Here is a 16,584-nt window from a genome sequence, read left to right as displayed (position 1 = left end):
AAACAGCCGGAAGCTTATTTCGTCATTTATGAAACCATTACTCAGGATTCTGGATAGTCGATGGATTGTTTTATTGGGAAATGCAACACCCCTTATACTATAAGATTACTCCATCCTTAAATATGGCAATTTCCCGGAATCCGTGCTGCTCGCTGTTTGTCACTGCACGACCTGATGCAATATCCACGAGCTGACTTAACAGCTGGGCGGCCGCATCGTCCATACTTTTTCCTTCGAGCAGCTGCCCTGCATTATAATCAATCCAGTGCTTCTTCCTGCGAGCCAGGTCGGAGTTGGTCGCGATCTTCACCGTAGGAACGGGCCCGCCAAACGGTGTCCCTCTGCCTGTCGTAAACAAAACGATGTGCGCGCCCGCTGCGGACAGTGCCGTGACAGAGACTAGATCGTTACCGGGAGCTTCAACAATATTAAGTCCAGGCTTTGTCGTCCTGTTTCCATACGATAGAATATCAACGACTTCTGAGCGCCCGCCTTTTTGAGTACATCCAAGCGACTTCTCCTCCAGGGTAGTAATGCCTCCAGCTTTATTGCCTGGAGATGGATTCTCATAAATGTTCTGACCGTGGTTTACAAAATACTGCTTGAACCCATTAATCAGCTTAACCAGTTCATCATATACCCCCTGGTTTGCTGCACGGTTCATCAGGATGGTCTCAGCTCCGAACATCTCAGGGACCTCTGTTAGAATGGCTGTACCTCCCGCTGCTATTAGCAGATCGGACACGACACCAACGAGTGGATTGGCCGTAATGCCGGAGAAGCCATCTGATCCACCGCATTTAAGTCCGATCTTCAGCTTGGATAAAGGAAGCGGCTCACGATGTGCGCGCTCGGCCTGCTCGACCAGCTCTTCGATCAATCTCATTCCTTCGCTTAGCTCATCATCTGTTTCTTGTGCTTTGAGGAAACGTACTTTATTCTGATATTCAGCAGGGATAAACGTCTTGAAATCATCGACTTGATTGTTCTCACAGCCTAGTCCAATGACGAGCACCCCTCCAGCATTCGGGTGTACAACGAGAGAAGCAAGGAGCTGCTGTGTATACTTCAAGTCATCGCCAAGCTGAGAACAGCCAAAGGGATGAGGAAAGTGGTATACACCGTCCACACGCCCTTTGAATTCACCTTCTCCCATCCGGGCCAATGCTTCACACACCTTGTTAATACAGCCGACCGTATTAATGATCCAGATCTCATTACGGATTCCCGCCTCCCCGTTCGCACGCAGATAGCCATCGAATGTCAGAAGATGAGCTGGCGGAGCAGGAAGCGCCTCTGGTTCTGTTTTGGCATATTCATATTCAAGGAGTCCAGACAGGCCTGTCGCAAGATTATGCGTATGAATCCAGCTGCCCGGCAAGATATCTTCTGTGGCAATTCCAATGGAATAGCCATATTTGAGTACATTCTCTCCTGCTGTAATCTGTCTAACAGCGATTTTGTGTCCCTTCGGAATGTCTTCATTCAGAGTGATACCGGATAAAGGACTCTGGCTCAGTTCAATAACCTCTCCCTTTTTATAATCGCGAAGAGCAATAATGACATCATCTTTCTCCCGAATCATGGTGAAGTCCTGTGTTCGATGAATGGTGCTCATACCTGTTCCCCTTCCCATTCTCTAATCGATTCGCATATTATCTCGGTAAGTCCAGGCAGCAAGGATAAATCCTGTCCCCAGATGACTTCCTCTGCTAAGATCTGAGCAATTACGCAATCAAGAGATTGACCCTGACCGAGCTCTGACCAATGTTTCTCCAGAAGTTCAAGATGTGCTTCATTATCCTTAAGCAGTATAGACTCACCACTGTAAGTCACTGTCTTGAATCCTTCCTCTGTCTTCACTGCCCGGTACAGGCGCAGCAAAGCTGCAAATCCTGTTACAATACTTTTTGGAAGCACATCGTTCTTACGGTAGTACTCTAGCATGGTTGGCAGTAAACGAACTTTAAACTTACTTAAGGAACCCAGCATAATATCCTGAAGCCTATGATCAATATAAGGATTCATAAACCGATCGAACACTTCACCCGCATAAACATGCAGTTGATCCTGTGGAAGATCCAGCGCTTGGGTAATCTCCTCGTACACAGCTGTCCTCACCCATTCGCCAAGCTGGCTGTCCTCCATCGTTTCCCGAACGAAGCGCTTGCCCTGCAAAATACCGAGCGGTGTCATGAGCGTATGAGCACCGTTAAGAATACGGACTTTTCTCAGCTGAAATGGCCTCAAATCATCGGTGAAGTGCACATTCAGTCCTGCCTGTGCCAGCGGCAGCTTGTCGGCAAGTACGCTGTCTCCCTGGATTGCCCACAAATGATAGGGCTCCGCACAATTAATCAGTGAATCCTTATACCCTAACCTCTCTTCGATATCCGCGATTTCGGACTTCGAGGGTGTACCTGTGACGATACGGTCAACCAAATTATTTAGAAAATGATTGCTGTTAATGACCCAATGGCGAAATTCATCCGAATATCCAAAGTCTTCACTATGCATAAGCACATAGGATCTCAATAAATCACCGTTGCCTTCAACCAGCTCGCAAGGAAGATGAATGAATCCTTTCGCAGGATCTCCTTGAAAATGAAGAAAGCGATGATGCAGGAATACCGTTAGTTTCCCGGGAAATGAATCTACTGGGGTCCCTTCATGGTACTCTGTCTTCTCATAAGCAAGTCCGGCCTCTGTCGTATTGGACACGACGATGTCAAGCTCTGGTACTTCAGCCAAAGCCAAGAACTCGGTCCATTCTTCATAAGGATCAATCATATGTGACAGCACAGGAATAATAACTTCCCGCTCTACCGCTGCCCCATTCTCAATACCTCGAGTAAGAAGCGTATATAAACCATCCTGTTCTCTAATATTCAGCAGCTTGTGACGCCCCGATCTTCTCGGCTGTGTTACGGCAACACTTCCTTCAAAGAGCCCTCGTGCAGCGCTTTCATAAATCATCCAGTCGAAAAATCCCCTTAAAAAATTCCCTTCTCCGATCTGAAGCACCTTCACCGGCATATCTTGAAACCTAGCCAGCTTCGCGCTATCTGTCACACCTTCAAGCTTCCGTCCCAGTCTAGGGAGATCATTGCTTACGGCCATGCTTCATTCTCCTCTAATAAATGACATATTGTTTCCTGATACTGTTCATTGTATCATCAATATAAAGAAGTAAAATTGCCGATTTTGACAAATATATACTCTATTTTGATATTGATGAAAAAGAGGCGATCCCCTATGCGAAACACGCTGCACGCACCTGTTGATACCCGGATTCCTGCTGATATCGAGCTTCCTTTCCGGATGCTCTATCATGAGACCAAGCCATATGAGCACGAGCTCCCCGATCATCTCCATGATTGGCACGAATTGATCTGCGTTCATCAAGGACGGGGCAAAATATTTATCGATCATATGAGTTTGGATATGGAGCCTGGTAATCTGATTATTATTCCAGGCAATACGATTCATCGAATCTTTCCCGATCCGGATAATCTCCTGACTTCCACCGCCTTCTACATCAGCCCTGCCTTGTTTCAGGGTATGGGAAGTGAAGCTGCTTCCACCTTGCTGCTATTTGAGAGACACCGCCAATCCAAAATTTATAAGCGGCAATTCAGTATGCTGGAGTTAGACGATGTTGGCCAAATAATTGATCACATTTATAACGAAATGAACAGCCGAAAACCGATGCGATCTTACTCCACACTTCTTCACTTGCAGCTTCTGCTCATATACTTAACCCGGCTCAGCTCTGTCACGGATCAAGCACCAGCGGTGATGTCAGGTCCTGAATGGCTTACCCAAGCTTTGTCCATTATAGAGCACAAGCTGTGTGATAAGGTCTCGCTTGCGCACTTGGCTAAGGATGCATCCGTGTCCCCCGCCCATTTCAGCCGCGTGTTCAAGCAGTATACCGGAATGACGCCGACAGACTACATCTGTGCAAGACGGATTATCCTGTCCAAGGAAATTCTGATGCATAGCGAGCAGACGATGGCCGTCATTGCTGAGAGCTGCGGATTTGACAGTCTTCCTCACTTTTACCGCATGTTTAAGAAGCATACCGGAATGACGCCCGCGAGCTATCGTCGCAGCATCCGGATGTAGAGACAGATGCTGTCTGAACATACGTTATTGAGAGAATAGTCAGCATCTGATAATAAAAAAGTCCCGGAGGAAGCAAAGTTCGCTTCTCCGAGACTATTTATTAGACCTAGCATCCACTTGAATAACTCCAGGTTATACTAAAATAGAACTATCTCATAGCTGCGCAGCATATTTAGGGCAGTAAATATCCTTTTTCAACTGCCTGCTCGAGCAGGCTCGCTGCATATTCAGCCAGTACAGGGGATGCTTCTGCTATGACGGCAACACGCACCTTAACTGCGCTGACAGACACCTGATGTGCTCTCCATGCTTTCCCTTCTGTGTAAAAGTTATGCAGTACCGGATGAAGACGATCCATAGCCGCAGCATACTTGGCCTCATTCGTCAGCCCTTCTTCAAATTCAAGCCACAGATTCATCCACTCGCTTGCTTGTTCGTCCGGAAGAAGACCAAAGATCCGTTTGGCAGCCGCTACTTCTCTATCCCATTTATCCTCATAGCCTTTGACATCATAAGCGAATGTATCTCCTGCATCAATCTCAACCAGATCATGAATAAGCAGCATATGAACTACTTTCTTCAGATTCAATTGATCATCTATCGCATGCTCCTTCAAGAGAAGAGCCATGACTGCGATATGCCAGGTATGCTCCGCATCATTCTCCCGCCGTGACCCGTTCATCAGATACGATTGGCGGAGTACATGCTTAAGCTCATCAATCTCGCGAATAAATTCAATCTGTTGGGCAACTCGTTCCATACTCATTGTTACATTCTCCTTGTCCTGCTTATCTTTCGTATTTCATCTAAACCTGCTGTTAAGCATACCACTCTGGGATTATTGAAGCCAAGTCCTGAAGAACATGGAAGCTGTCTCCTAGATTAGAGCCTCTCATTATCAAACCGCTGTGGTATAATTAATCTAAAAAATTGGCTGATGCATTAGGGCTGAAATACTGAGGGGTTTGATCGTGGCTAAACATCATCATCGTAACGTTGGTATTTTCGCGCACGTCGACGCTGGCAAAACGACGACGACCGAGCAAATATTGTATCTAAGTGGCGTCATCCGCGCTCTAGGCAGTGTAAATGAAGGAACCGCATTCACAGATTCGCTGGAAATCGAAAAACAAAGAGGGATATCCGTCAAAGCTGCAGCTACCTCCTTCGTATGGAAGGATTGCACGGTAAATCTAGTAGATACGCCTGGGCATATTGATTTTATATCTGAGGTGGAGCGCAGTCTCCGAGTTATGGATGGAGCCATCTTGATCGTATCCGCTGCTGACGGGGTTCAAGCACAGACTGAAACCATTTGGAAAGCACTTCGCAAACTACATATACCCACTATAATTTATGTGAATAAGATGGATCGGCCGGGTATCTCTCTCACTGAAATCATGGACAATATGACTTCACTTCTGTCTCCAGCTGCCCTGCCTGTTCAACAGGTACAATTTGACCAAGAGGCGTTATGTAAGACAGTATCTATCTTCGCCGAGGATGGAAGTAACGCTCGTGAGGAACATAGCACGATTGCCGAATGGCTGGCTGATCAGGATGAGATCTTCTTGGAACGATTCATTGAAGGTGAAGAATTTCCCGCTCATGAGCTTCGTGACCGGATTGCAGAGGAAGCAAGACATGGAAACGTATTTCCTGTCTGTTTTGGCTCGTCTCAAAAAGGAATCGGTATTCGGGAATTAATGGAAGCCATCATCGATTATCTTCCTGCACCAGCGGGAGATGCTGATGGTCCTCTCTCGGGTGTCGTCTACAAAGTAGAAAGAGATAAAACGATGGGAAGAGCTGTCTATATCAGACTCTATAATGGTAAACTGCATACCCGGGATACCGTCACCATTATGAACCGGGGACTGAAGGAGAAAGTATCTCAAATCCGCAAAATCGAAGGACGAAGAGCAGTCGATCTTACCCATTTTGAAGCTGGTGATATCGCTGCTGTCTACGGTCTTCATGAAGCTCAGATCGGAGATATCATTGGGACAGAGACATCAGTTCCTCCGCTGCCAGGTATGGCAGTCCCGCTTCTAACTGTTCAGGTGCACTGCAAGGATATTGCACAGTATCCTTCTCTTGTTGCAGCCCTTCAGGAATTGACGGATGAAGACCCCTTGCTCGGCCTTACATGGCTCAAGGATGAACGGGAGCTTCATCTTAAAGTAATGGGAGCGATTCAGCTTGAGATACTGGAGAGTATCTTGCTCAGCAGATTCGGGTTAGCTGTCACTTTTGATCCACCATCTGTTATCTATAAAGAAACACCAGCAGCTGACGGAGAGGGCTTCATTGCCTATACCATGCCTAAGCCTTGCTGGGCTATACTCCGATTTGCCATTCGGCCTCTTCCACGAGGCAGCGGTCTTGTATATCGCTCAGAGGTTCGTTACGACCATCTCTTGGAACGCTATCAGAATGAAGTGGCACGTCGTGTGCCAGAAGCGCTTGAGCAAGGGTTGTATGGATGGGAGGTCACGGATCTTGAAGTCGTGCTGACTTATGGAGAACATCATGTGTGGCACACACATCCACTCGATTTTGTGGTGGCAACTCCCATGGGCATTATGGATGGACTTAATCAAGTAAGAACCACTCTGCTTGAGCCGATGCAGCATTTTCGTATAACGGTGCCTGAGGAGTACGGTGGAAAGGTGCTTAGTGATCTCGTTCATATGCGCGCAGTATTTGAAGCTCCTTATATTGCACATGGACGATGTACCGTTGAAGGTACTATACCTGCAGCCACCTCCCTGAATTATCCGGTTCAGCTTCGTTCAGAGACGAAAGGCAGCGGAATGATGACGACGAGCTATGCGGGCTATCAGGCATGCCCTGAAGGCATCTTGGCAACTCGTAAAAGACGGGGAGTAGATCCACGGGATCAGTCCCGTTACATCCTTGCTGTTCGCAATGCCATCAGTTCGTCATAACTATAGATAAGATAGAACATTTACGGAGGAAATTTATGAGCAAAATTTTAGGGTTTGGACTTCTACTTTACATTTTCGGCAATCCTTTTGTTGCCATAATCGTACTACTACTCATTGTTTATTTACTTGACCGCAGATTTGTCGGTGTGTTCCCAAGCCTCACCAAGCCATTTAAACGGATGCGGAATATATCAAAAAATCGTCAGCAAATCGCGATGAACCCGAATGATGTGACGGCTAAGCTTGATCTTGCGAGACTGCTCATTGAACGCAAAAAGTTTAAGGAGGCGCATGAGCTGCTTCGATCCATAGAAGATGCCTATGAGCATTCGGCTGAATATTGGGATGCCCTTGGTACGACAGAGATTAGTCTCGGGCAGCTTGAATCTGGAGAACGAAATATTCTCAAAGCGCTTGATATCAACCCAAGAGTAAAATATGGGCAGCCTTATTTGCGGCTTGCCTCTGCTTATAGAGACAAGGATCATAGCAAGGCTCTTCGCTATGTCGAACAATTTCAGGAAATCTCTTCTTCTTCCAGCGAATCGTATTACTACCTCGGTCTGGTCTATCGTGCACTGGGACAGTCGTCTGAAGCCAAGGAGGCGTTCAGTCAGTCGATTCTGGTCTATCGTTCTTTGCCGAAGTACAAGAAGCGCCAAGAACGGCGCTGGGCGGTTCGCAGCTTATTTCGTAGGCTGACGAATTAGGTTATTGTAGCTCTTAACATTTATCGAATCATTTTATACCATACACAAGCAGCTGGATTCCATAAATACAGCTGCTTTCTTGTCTAGTCATATAAAAAAACACTTTCCAGCCGATCCTTATGCTTGTCCATCCATTTCAAACGTGCATACAACTCTTCCAATTGCTGCTCTACTACAGAATAGGAGTCTATGCCCTTTCTCCACCTTGAAATGAAGTGCATCACGACATCTATCCTGATCCTGATGTGATTCATACAGCTGAGTACACACATTCGATTCCTGATCCGTAATTGATACGATGAATTATTCATTCCACCACGAAGTCGGTTAAATACTTAGCTCTGCTGCCGCTTCATGGTATGGTCCTGCAAAATAGCTGTTCCAAATGTCCGAAGGATGCACAGCTCATCATCCTGTTTTTTCTCGTCAACACTCATTCACCAATCTCTCCTTATGTTCAGCCACTTTATGAAGGGAGGAACACAAGCAGCAAGTCCTGCATTCCCCTCTGCTCTTATTATTTTCTTCGAACATTTACATTCCCTATAGATATTAAGGGTTCAAAGCCCAGTCTAGTAAGCTGGTCAACAATTACACGGTAGCCCTTGCTGCTCGGATGCACATGATCGATAAACAGCTGCTCACGCTCTCTTCCCTGAAAAGCATGCAATAATGGGGCTGCGGCAATATTCTTGCTCGTAAAGCCCATCAAAAATTCATTATACTGCTTCACAAATAGATAAGCTGCTTCACTTTGCGGCAAAGGATTGTAAAGTCCGACCAGACGAATAAAGTAAGGGCGTGATTTCTTTTTGAGCTGTCGAATCTGAGAAATAATTTCTGACACATGCTTCTCACAGGACTCAAGCGTTTCAATCAGCACAGGGGAGAGCAAATTCCCCTTGGCCGAACGTGCAGCCCTAATCAGATCGTTCCCGCCTATCGAAATTGTAATAACATCTGCCTCTTTAATTAGATGGCGCAGGTGCTCATTATATTTTACCATGGACAATAGTCCCTGTGAGGTTAATCCGTTCACTCCTCTATTGCTTACAAGCACCATGCTGCCTAAGTGGTTTTCTAGTCTTTTTCGGTAGAGAGGTACAAATCCGCTGCCAAACAATGCACCGATTCCAACGGTGAGTGAATCTCCTAGGGCTAAATATCGGTACACCATATGACTCCCTCCTTTTATTTTGCTGCCGATCTATTTTAGCTTATGGAGGAATTCAGGCTTTTGGCACGGCAAGTTGTCCTTGAGAAGCTCACTTCTCACAAAAAGAACACATACTGACGATTCGAATAGAGGTTCCGAAACGTTCAGTATGTGTTCTCTTATGAATCCATTTCATAACTCATTAAAAAGAAGAATATGAAACTTGAGATACATTAACTTAAATGAAGTAAGCAGCAATACTTCCGACCAGCATGCCTCCGATAAAATAGACGCCGCTTAGGGGAAATTTTACTTTGCGCAATTCAGCATACATAACTGCAAGAAAGAGTACGAACATGATCAGCTTCAGCCACAAAACTAAGAATGGAACGGCTATACCAAGCAATAAACCTATGATTCTGTACACTGCGGTTGACAATATACTCTGCTCCTCGCTCCTAAGTTATCCTTCTAACACTGCTAATGCTTCTGATCAGCAAGCAGACTTATTCCTCTTCTTCAGTTTCAAAGACACAGCGGAAGCGTTCAACTCCAGGATACTTCTCACCCAAGCTGTATACAACAAAACCCACATTGCGATAAAAATCAACCGCTTCTTCGTCGGTTTCCGCAATAACCGTCTCAGGCTGAACACTGCTGATCATTTCTGAGATGATCCCGCGGCCGTATCCTTTTTCCCGGTTCTCTGGAAGTACAGCCAAATGCTTAATCATCACTTTGTTCCCATCCTGCTCAATTCCGATGAGTGCAACAAGCTGCCCTTCATCTTCGAAACCGAGTAACTCCGTGGAATCATTATTTTTATACATCGCAAGAGCTGCTTGAATATGAGATTCTTCAGGAAGCGTCGAATACCCGATCAGCTCCTGAACGATGACATCATTTATACGATCTTTAATAGAAACTAGCAAAATGAAAATCCTCCTGTCCTAATATCCTTAACTATACGTACTTTAGGACTTTTGGCGTCAGATTTCAAGTTCTTTGATAGGATATTGCTGTACAAGCTTCTTCATCAGTCCCTCTGTTATTACTAAACCTGCTGCTTCATAGGCCATCATTACAGCACCAATATCACTCGGGAGCTTCTGTTCTACATAATACGAAGGAAGAATTACTCTCATTCTTTATACTGCTCTTCAATTGCGAAAACACGGCCTTCTTTAAATATGGTGAAGTAATGCAGCTCCCGCTGAATGACACGAGAACCTCAGAAGATTGAAACGTAGCAGCGATAAGTCGGATGCCGATGGCTGTTTGTCTTGCCGCCTCGTTGCATATTCTGACGGCCAGAGGGTTCCCCGTATCAGCTGCTTCTGTGATGATATGTGCCATATCTCCAAGCAGACGATTCTGGCTGCGTTTGTCCACTCCATATCCACGGAGAGCAAGCTCAGCCAGCTCACGTGTTGATGAGCAGCCTAAATGCTGCAGCACTTGGCCGATTAAGGGCCGGTCGCCCTCATCATAACAGCCTGAGATGATTGCATAAATCGTCTCATAGGATATGAATCGGGCAGCTACACGGGCATAGTGAGCAAATTCATCATTTCGCACCATTCTGCCTTCTTCATTAATACCAAAAATAAGTGAGCCAGTTCCACCAATTGCTACAATTCCCGGACGTCCTAAAAAAATGGAACGATGGGCAGCCAGTGTATCATTAACCACCTGACCATTGGTGGAGATACCCAGATCATGAAGCACCTCCAATGCCCAGTTCTCATCTCCAGGCTTATCGATCCCTGCCAGCGCTGCCGTAATCGAAGCCACATGGTCCAGCTGTCTCCCTGCTGCATCTAAGACATCTAGAATACCGGTTCGAAGATGCTCTTCCGCCTGTACATTGTGCAGACGATTCGTACCGCCTTTGCGCACTTGTGCCAGAATTTGTCCTGTAAAATCGGCCACAGTGACTCGTGTATAACTTCCCCCTCCGTCGATCCCTATTACGATGTCAGCCCTATTATTCATGAATAACCTCCTGATAAACATATCGATCATTCTCACTTTGAGCTTGCCAGGAGGGGAGCAGCCAGTTCAGTTCCTCAGCCGTATCCTGAATGAACTGCTCCACTCGTTCTACATCCATGAACCGAAGGGAGCGGGGCTTAACGGGTTCTTCCAGCTTCCTTAATATCTCAAACCTATAATCATCGACTTCGTCCATTGTAACGAGAGCACCCATGGACAGCGCCGGAGCGCACTCCAGTGCCTCTAGTAAATCCTTGGTTTCCGGATGTATATCCATTAGTATGTATTCCAGCTGCAGCACATCGCGCTGGTATAAGTTCTGAAACGATCTGATCTGACTGTACCAGCGGTAAACAATGAATCGCTGAACATAATTCTCTATCCCTTTATATACTGTTTCTGCCCACCTTACATCTGCATACAAGTGCGCAGCATATCCCAATAAATATTCGCTGTATTCTTCTCCCAGGCTTCGGTCCGCATGAGCCGCATGAAACAGCTGAATATCCCTCACCCTGGGCAGCACACCTTCAGACGGACAGTAATGACTCGCCCATTTCATCTGTTCATTCGCGCCCTGCCGAACTCGAAAAGCGTTGGGTGCGATACTGCCAAGTACAAAAGACGGTGAAGGCCGTCCTTGCTTTACCAGATGGGCAATCGTTAAATGAACCATTGGCCAAGGCATAATAATTCCCCACTTTTCCCCTTTTTTATAAATTGCGCTCTCTCTTGTCTTTCTAATAGGTGGGTTTTGCTATAATGCATCGATTCAGCCGTGCAAAATTAACAAAGGCCAGTGATCCAGCCACTCTTTCTCAAACACACGCTGCTTAAAAAGCCCGGTATGGAGGAAATAGGGACTTTGCCTGACATTCATTTCAAACAGGTCTGCAAGACCAAATGGGCTGACAATCTCCATCTCATCCTGATCATTCAGTCTGATCGCCACTGCGGTTGCCGTTTCAGGCCAATACCTCATTGCATCTTCTACTGATTGGTATGGAGTCGTACGGTTGTTGTATTCATGCATTCGGGCCTGGTTCTTGACCTGCCAATTGCGCCTGATCTGACCAGATTCAAGCTGCTTCTCATACTGCTTGTCTACCCATTCTTCTGTCTCGACAGAGTTGTAATAGATGACGTCAATATCATGAAGCGGTGTGTGTTGTTTATATTCATGCAGCACATCCCAAACACGGTTGCGGACATATCCTGCAGCGATACAGCCTTCAGGAAGCCTTAGTTCTCGAACACGCTTCAAGTCGTCCAACACCTGGACATCCTTCATGATATGATATAGCTGCTCTTCATAGCTTAAATTCATAAGTCCCTCCTTGCTCTATAAATTATAGTCTATATGTTCATAGGCATTCAATGAATAGTTTGCACTTTTTTACAAAGGAGGAGATCGTATTTGACCTAGCAAAAAGAAGCAGACCGGCTCATGAACTGTACCTGCAAAAGTTAGTTGCCTTCTTGCATTCTAACGATCCAGGCAGATTCAAGCGATCTGCCTCATACTTTACGCTGACCGCTTCTGGGCTGCAAAACGAATCAGCTGGCAGCGAAATTCAGTGGGCTCATCATATTTCTGTTCAGGTATGGCTTGTGTTACGCGTTCAGTGAACAATATCTCCCAATCCTTGTATTGATCTGCAAGCATTTCTTCCGCATCCAGGGTAGGCAGATTTAGCTCAATCAAGGGTTCTCTTGGCTTGTTATCTTGCAATGTGACCTCTTCTACATTCGTGCTCATCGTGATTAGATTAATCCCGCCGAGCTTGGTACCCTCCTTCATTCTCTGAATCACTGACTGTAGCGCCACCTCGGAGGACACATGCTCCAAACAGGAGCAAGCTGCAATATAATCATACCGATCCTTTGCAATATCATAATGCTCAATATCTGCCCGCTCAGCTGATATCATATGATCTACCTTATAATTCTTCGCATGATCAACTAGACTTTGAACAGCCTCTTCCAGCAAATCAACAGCGATCAGCTCACTATTCGTTCCTTTCAGTTGATCTGCCATTGCAATCGTATTTCTTCCCGCACCAGCTCCCAGATCAAGTATGGTCAGATCCCGCTTCAAACGCATTAAGCGCGCAAGACTTTCCATCACAATCGGCATAGGACCGGCCATCCAAGTTCCCTCTTCATAAATATCATGCTCTTGATAAAACTGTTTATGGTAATTCTCTTCCATTTTACGAGCTTCTTGAAATTGTTTGCCCATAGAGCAGACACCTCCGTCATAAGTTCATTGTAGGATGTATTTACTCTTTAACCCATTCAAAGGCCTCTAATTCAGTATGGAAAAATATCTATAAAACAATCAATTTCATAACTTATATTAAACCAAAAATAATAATGGCCAGAATAAAGGTAACGATCAGACCTCCGGTTACCATCATCTTGCCAACGTCCCGGCGATATTCATCGTCGTGGAACAAGAGAAGCGTGCCCGTTAAGATGGCAATAGGCGACAATACAATCGTCAGTATGACCAGCAGAACAACCGAATACTTATCTAGATAGAACAGCTCCTCTCCTGGCAACTCATTCATGTCCAGCGACTGCTGTTTCTTGACGGCAAGCTCACCACAATTCCTGCATTTAAAGACATGTTCGTCAAGTGGTTCCCCGCATCCCGGACAACTCCGGTTCAGATTCATAATACCCTTCCTCTCTCATTAGCCGGCCTTACATTTATCTCTAAATACCTGCCCAAGAACTCTCGTACGGCCTGCTTGTAACCATCCGGATCAATAAGAAATGCTGTTCCATGTGCGGCATGAGGAACGGTGAACAAATACTTGTCCCCTCCGCTGTGTTCATAGAGTTCATACACCATGGATGTAGGTACGAAGTCATCCTCTTCCCCATGTATATATAGAATGGGCAGCTGAGTTCTTTTCACTTGTTCCAGAGCAGACGCCTCTTTGAAGCTGTAGCCTGATTTTAGCTTTGTGTATAAGCTTGTAAGCGGGATAAATGGAAAAGGGGGCAGCTTAAACATTTGCTTCAATTGATAAGTTAATTCCGCATCGACTGAGGTATATCCACAATCTGCTATGATGGCCTTAATTTGTGGAGGCAGCTTCTCCCCGCTGGCCATAAGAACGGTTGCCGCACCCATGGATATACCGTGCAGTATAATCTCACTGTCCGCACCTGTCCGCATAATGACGACCTGCATCCAGTCGATATAGTCCAGTCGGTCATGCCATCCAAAGCTAATATAGTTTCCCTCACTCGCTCCATGTCCACGGTCATCCGGCATCAGCACATTATATCCGATCTCTTCCACATAGAACTTGGCAAAGGCAGACATGTCATAACCTCTCCCTGTATAGCCGTGTGCCAATATTACAGTTCTCTTAGTCTTGGTTCCTGCTTCAATCCATGTGGCTTTAAGTTTCAGGCCGTCAAAGGAGGTCAGCTCAAGCTCCTCCCGTTTCTGTGAACGAATCCAGGCATAATCGGGACCCGAGGAAACGACTTGATCACCGGCTGCCTGATCTGCATTTCCCGCCAAGAAAGCTTTGGGGGCACGTTTTACAGCCATTTTATAAAAGTGTGATACGACGACCGACATGATAGCAATGATGACTAGAGCAATGATAACAATCCACCACATTCAAACTCTCCCCTTTTATCCAAACATTCTATCTTTCTGTATTGTGATATATAAAGTATAGTGGTGTCCAGCTGTGCTGGCTATCGCGTACAAAAAAGAGGCATTCTGCTAAAGAATACCTCACCATTTGATTCAGCTATGGAACCTCCATCACAAGTGCTGCTCCATTGCTGTGCAAGCTTCCATATAAGCAGGCATAAGTGCCTCAAGCAAGCCATCTATCGTATCCAGGTGGCCTGATTTAGCCGCCTCCTCTATTGCACCAAACAAGGTAGATAAATAATGGATGCCAAGACATAAACTGCTGGATTTCAAATCGTGTGAAGCTTCAATTGCACCGCTGTAATTTCTTTCCCTCACATATTGGATCAATCGATTAATTTTGTCAGGAGTATCATTTCGATACATTTCGAGGAGTGTCGATAAGAGCTCACTATCTTGATCCTCCCCCAGATCCATCAGCTCAGCCATCGTTTCTTGATTTAAAATTTGTTCATCCCTGCCTGTGACCCATCGCTGTATAATTTCCTTCAGTGCATCCAGAGAGATCGGATTAGCGATGTAATCGTCCATTCCTGCCTGTATGCACTTATCCCACTCTCCCTGAAACATATTGCCCGTAAGTGCGATGATCGGCGTATGACGCTTCATCTCATCACGCTCAATTTGCCGTATTTTCTCTGTCGCCTCTATTCCACCAAGTTTCGGCATCAGGTTATCGATCAAGATAAGAGAGTAAGGCTTGCTCAAATATGCAGATACGGCTGCTTCTCCGTTCTCTACAGTCTCAACATTTGTAATGCCCAGCTTTCTTAGCTGCACCAGCACGACTTTGCGGGTAATTCCATTAACCTCTGCCAGAAGAATCGGATGTTGTATTTTAGGCTGATCCGTTCCGTGCAATGAATTCGTTCGACGATTACTGTATGTCGTAGCATCACTAGACTCTGCTGTTTCCATTGCAGATGGAAGACTGACTTCAATCCAAAATGTTGAACCTGAATCCGGTTTACTGAAGACACCGATCTTACCGCCCATAAGCTCAACAAAGGATTTGCAATTGGATAGCGCAAGTCCTGTTCCACCATGTTCTGACTTCTGCCCTTCTCTTGTTTGCGAGTAAGGCTTAAACAGCTTGTCCTGCTCCGCTTGTGATATCCCTATACCGTTATCCGTTACCTCGATACGCAAGCTTTGCTCTTGTTCCGTCTGAGACAATACGATGATGCGGATTCGAATCAAACCATTTTTAGTAAATTTGTTCGCATTGCTCGCGAGATTCGTAAGTATTTGAGTCATTCGCGCTGAATCACCAGCAAACCGTTCGAATAAAGATCTGTCAATATCGGCAACAATCCGATTCCCTTTGCTTGATGCTTTTTGGAATAGTAGAAGGGTTACATGCTTAACGATGGCTCTTAGATCCATGGAAGAAGGGTTAATCTTCATTTCGCCAGCCTCTAATTTGGATAGATCTAGCAGGTCATTGATAAGATGGAGTAGTATATGAGAAGATTCCTGAATTACCGACACGGACTGTCTTTGCTCCTCCGATAAATTGGATAAGGAAAGTACTTCAGCCATGCCTAAAATTCCGTTTAAAGGGGTTCTGAACTCATGACTCAGGAGAGCAAGAAATTCGGTCTTTACCTCATTTGCATGTACGGCATTCTCTCTTGCCTCCGTTAATTTCATATTGGTCTTGTTCAGCTCACGCCGAAGGGTAATCAGCTCATTATTCATGCTCGTAAATTCTTCGAGCAATCGGTGTTCCTGTTCCTTGCTGCGGATGATTTCTTTATTCAGATCCTCAATGAGGTGCCGCAGTCTATTCATCTCTATACCATGATAAGAATTCATAATATCCCTCCTTTATCCATTTTAGTGACACGAAGGGTTCTTATATTACTTGGCAGATATAAAGCTTGTTTGCTTGATCCGTAAGCAGCCGAAAACCTTACCAGCTGCATATTGCAATGAGTTGAACAAATCATGCAG

At 45.5% G+C, this 16,584-nt stretch carries 16 protein-coding genes; 3 read left to right on the top strand and 13 right to left on the bottom strand.

Annotation, left to right across the window (positions count from 1 at the left end; translation table 11 throughout):
* Window positions 1–97 precede the first annotated feature (97 nt).
* Together BM415_RS04370 and BM415_RS04365 are read right to left on the bottom strand one after the other, a co-directional pair.
* Window positions 98–1,618 (bottom strand): UxaA family hydrolase, encoded by a 1,521-nt coding sequence (locus tag BM415_RS04370; RefSeq protein WP_091154981.1) that lies wholly within the window; start codon window positions 1,616–1,618, stop codon window positions 98–100.
* Window positions 1,615–3,120: a tagaturonate reductase gene (locus BM415_RS04365; protein ID WP_091154978.1), complete on the bottom strand. Its 1,506-nt coding sequence runs from the start codon at window positions 3,118–3,120 to the stop codon at window positions 1,615–1,617. The genes BM415_RS04370 and BM415_RS04365 overlap by 4 nt, the downstream gene beginning before the upstream one ends.
* 135 nt (window positions 3,121–3,255) lie before the next feature.
* On the opposite strand from BM415_RS04365, the gene BM415_RS04360 reads away from it, so the two are divergent.
* Complete coding sequence (locus BM415_RS04360) at window positions 3,256–4,128, top strand: AraC family transcriptional regulator (protein WP_170862368.1); 873 nt, start codon at window positions 3,256–3,258, stop codon at window positions 4,126–4,128.
* Between the two features lie 172 nt (window positions 4,129–4,300).
* Here BM415_RS04360 and BM415_RS04355 read toward each other — a convergent pair whose 3' ends face one another.
* Entirely contained in the window at window positions 4,301–4,894 is a 594-nt protein-coding gene (locus tag BM415_RS04355; protein ID WP_170862367.1) for an HD domain-containing protein, read from the bottom strand.
* 205 nt (window positions 4,895–5,099) lie between these two features.
* On the opposite strand from BM415_RS04355, the gene BM415_RS04350 reads away from it, so the two are divergent.
* Window positions 5,100–7,079, top strand: a complete 1,980-nt coding sequence (locus BM415_RS04350; RefSeq protein ID WP_244533144.1) for an elongation factor G — start codon at window positions 5,100–5,102, stop codon at window positions 7,077–7,079.
* 35 nt (window positions 7,080–7,114) lie between these two features.
* The gene (locus BM415_RS04345) at window positions 7,115–7,789 is read left to right on the top strand and encodes a tetratricopeptide repeat protein (protein ID WP_091154971.1); all 675 of its coding nucleotides are present in this window, start codon (window positions 7,115–7,117) and stop codon (window positions 7,787–7,789) included.
* A 517-nt stretch (window positions 7,790–8,306) separates the two neighbouring features.
* Here BM415_RS04345 and BM415_RS04340 read toward each other — a convergent pair.
* From BM415_RS04340 to BM415_RS04295, 10 genes are all read right to left on the bottom strand, one after another.
* Complete coding sequence (locus BM415_RS04340) at window positions 8,307–8,966, bottom strand: GDSL-type esterase/lipase family protein (RefSeq protein ID WP_091154968.1); 660 nt, start codon at window positions 8,964–8,966, stop codon at window positions 8,307–8,309.
* Window positions 8,967–9,183: 217 nt separating this feature from the next.
* On the bottom strand, window positions 9,184–9,384 hold the full coding sequence (locus BM415_RS04335) for a hypothetical protein (protein ID WP_091154965.1): 201 nt from the start codon (window positions 9,382–9,384) through the stop codon (window positions 9,184–9,186).
* 67 nt (window positions 9,385–9,451) lie between these two features.
* Complete coding sequence (locus BM415_RS04330; RefSeq protein WP_244533143.1) at window positions 9,452–9,877, bottom strand: GNAT family N-acetyltransferase; 426 nt, start codon at window positions 9,875–9,877, stop codon at window positions 9,452–9,454.
* Between the two features lie 163 nt (window positions 9,878–10,040).
* Window positions 10,041–10,940, bottom strand: coding sequence for a BadF/BadG/BcrA/BcrD ATPase family protein (locus tag BM415_RS04325; protein ID WP_170862366.1), 900 nt, complete (start codon window positions 10,938–10,940; stop codon window positions 10,041–10,043).
* On the bottom strand, window positions 10,933–11,628 hold the full coding sequence (locus tag BM415_RS04320; protein ID WP_091154961.1) for a zinc dependent phospholipase C family protein: 696 nt from the start codon (window positions 11,626–11,628) through the stop codon (window positions 10,933–10,935). Before BM415_RS04320 ends, BM415_RS04325 begins: the two co-directional genes overlap by 8 nt.
* A gap of 84 nt (window positions 11,629–11,712) precedes the next feature.
* Complete coding sequence (locus BM415_RS04315; RefSeq protein WP_091154958.1) at window positions 11,713–12,267, bottom strand: nucleotidyltransferase family protein; 555 nt, start codon at window positions 12,265–12,267, stop codon at window positions 11,713–11,715.
* A gap of 198 nt (window positions 12,268–12,465) precedes the next feature.
* Window positions 12,466–13,182 (bottom strand): class I SAM-dependent methyltransferase, encoded by a 717-nt coding sequence (locus tag BM415_RS04310; protein WP_091154956.1) that lies wholly within the window; start codon window positions 13,180–13,182, stop codon window positions 12,466–12,468.
* Between the two features lie 112 nt (window positions 13,183–13,294).
* Window positions 13,295–13,621 carry a hypothetical protein gene (locus tag BM415_RS04305; RefSeq protein ID WP_091154953.1) on the bottom strand — a complete coding sequence of 109 codons (327 nt, stop codon included), beginning with the start codon at window positions 13,619–13,621 and terminating at the stop codon, window positions 13,295–13,297.
* Window positions 13,618–14,586 (bottom strand): alpha/beta hydrolase, encoded by a 969-nt coding sequence (locus BM415_RS04300; RefSeq protein WP_091154951.1) that lies wholly within the window; start codon window positions 14,584–14,586, stop codon window positions 13,618–13,620. Before BM415_RS04300 ends, BM415_RS04305 begins: the two co-directional genes overlap by 4 nt.
* 150 nt (window positions 14,587–14,736) lie before the next feature.
* Entirely contained in the window at window positions 14,737–16,446 is a 1,710-nt protein-coding gene (locus tag BM415_RS04295) for an ATP-binding protein (protein ID WP_091154948.1), read from the bottom strand.
* Window positions 16,447–16,584 lie beyond the last annotated feature (138 nt).

The sequence above is a fragment of the Paenibacillus sp. 453mf genome (genome assembly GCF_900116105.1).
In the GTDB taxonomy this organism is placed as follows: Bacteria; Bacillota; Bacilli; order Paenibacillales; family Paenibacillaceae; genus Paenibacillus; species Paenibacillus provencensis.
Note: the sequence above shows the minus strand (reverse complement) of the source record. Positions and strands in the feature narration are given on the sequence as shown.

Bases quoted from the DNA above. Each gene is read 5' to 3' on its own strand.
- BM415_RS04370 (WP_091154981.1), bottom strand. From the start codon at position 1,618: ATGAGCACCATTCATCGAACACAGGACTTCACCATGATTCGGGAGAAA.
- BM415_RS04365 (WP_091154978.1), bottom strand. From the start codon at position 3,120: ATGGCCGTAAGCAATGATCTCCCTAGACTGGGACGGAAGCTTGAAGGT.
- BM415_RS04360 (WP_170862368.1), top strand. From the start codon at position 3,256: ATGCGAAACACGCTGCACGCACCTGTTGATACCCGGATTCCTGCTGAT.
- BM415_RS04355 (WP_170862367.1), bottom strand. From the start codon at position 4,894: ATGAGTATGGAACGAGTTGCCCAACAGATTGAATTTATTCGCGAGATT.
- BM415_RS04345 (WP_091154971.1), top strand. From the start codon at position 7,115: ATGAGCAAAATTTTAGGGTTTGGACTTCTACTTTACATTTTCGGCAAT.
- BM415_RS04340 (WP_091154968.1), bottom strand. From the start codon at position 8,966: ATGGTGTACCGATATTTAGCCCTAGGAGATTCACTCACCGTTGGAATC.
- BM415_RS04325 (WP_170862366.1), bottom strand. From the start codon at position 10,940: ATGAATAATAGGGCTGACATCGTAATAGGGATCGACGGAGGGGGAAGT.
- BM415_RS04320 (WP_091154961.1), bottom strand. From the start codon at position 11,628: ATGCCTTGGCCAATGGTTCATTTAACGATTGCCCATCTGGTAAAGCAA.
- BM415_RS04315 (WP_091154958.1), bottom strand. From the start codon at position 12,267: ATGAATTTAAGCTATGAAGAGCAGCTATATCATATCATGAAGGATGTC.
- BM415_RS04310 (WP_091154956.1), bottom strand. From the start codon at position 13,182: ATGGGCAAACAATTTCAAGAAGCTCGTAAAATGGAAGAGAATTACCAT.
- BM415_RS04305 (WP_091154953.1), bottom strand. From the start codon at position 13,621: ATGAATCTGAACCGGAGTTGTCCGGGATGCGGGGAACCACTTGACGAA.
- BM415_RS04300 (WP_091154951.1), bottom strand. From the start codon at position 14,586: ATGTGGTGGATTGTTATCATTGCTCTAGTCATCATTGCTATCATGTCG.
- BM415_RS04295 (WP_091154948.1), bottom strand. From the start codon at position 16,446: ATGAATTCTTATCATGGTATAGAGATGAATAGACTGCGGCACCTCATT.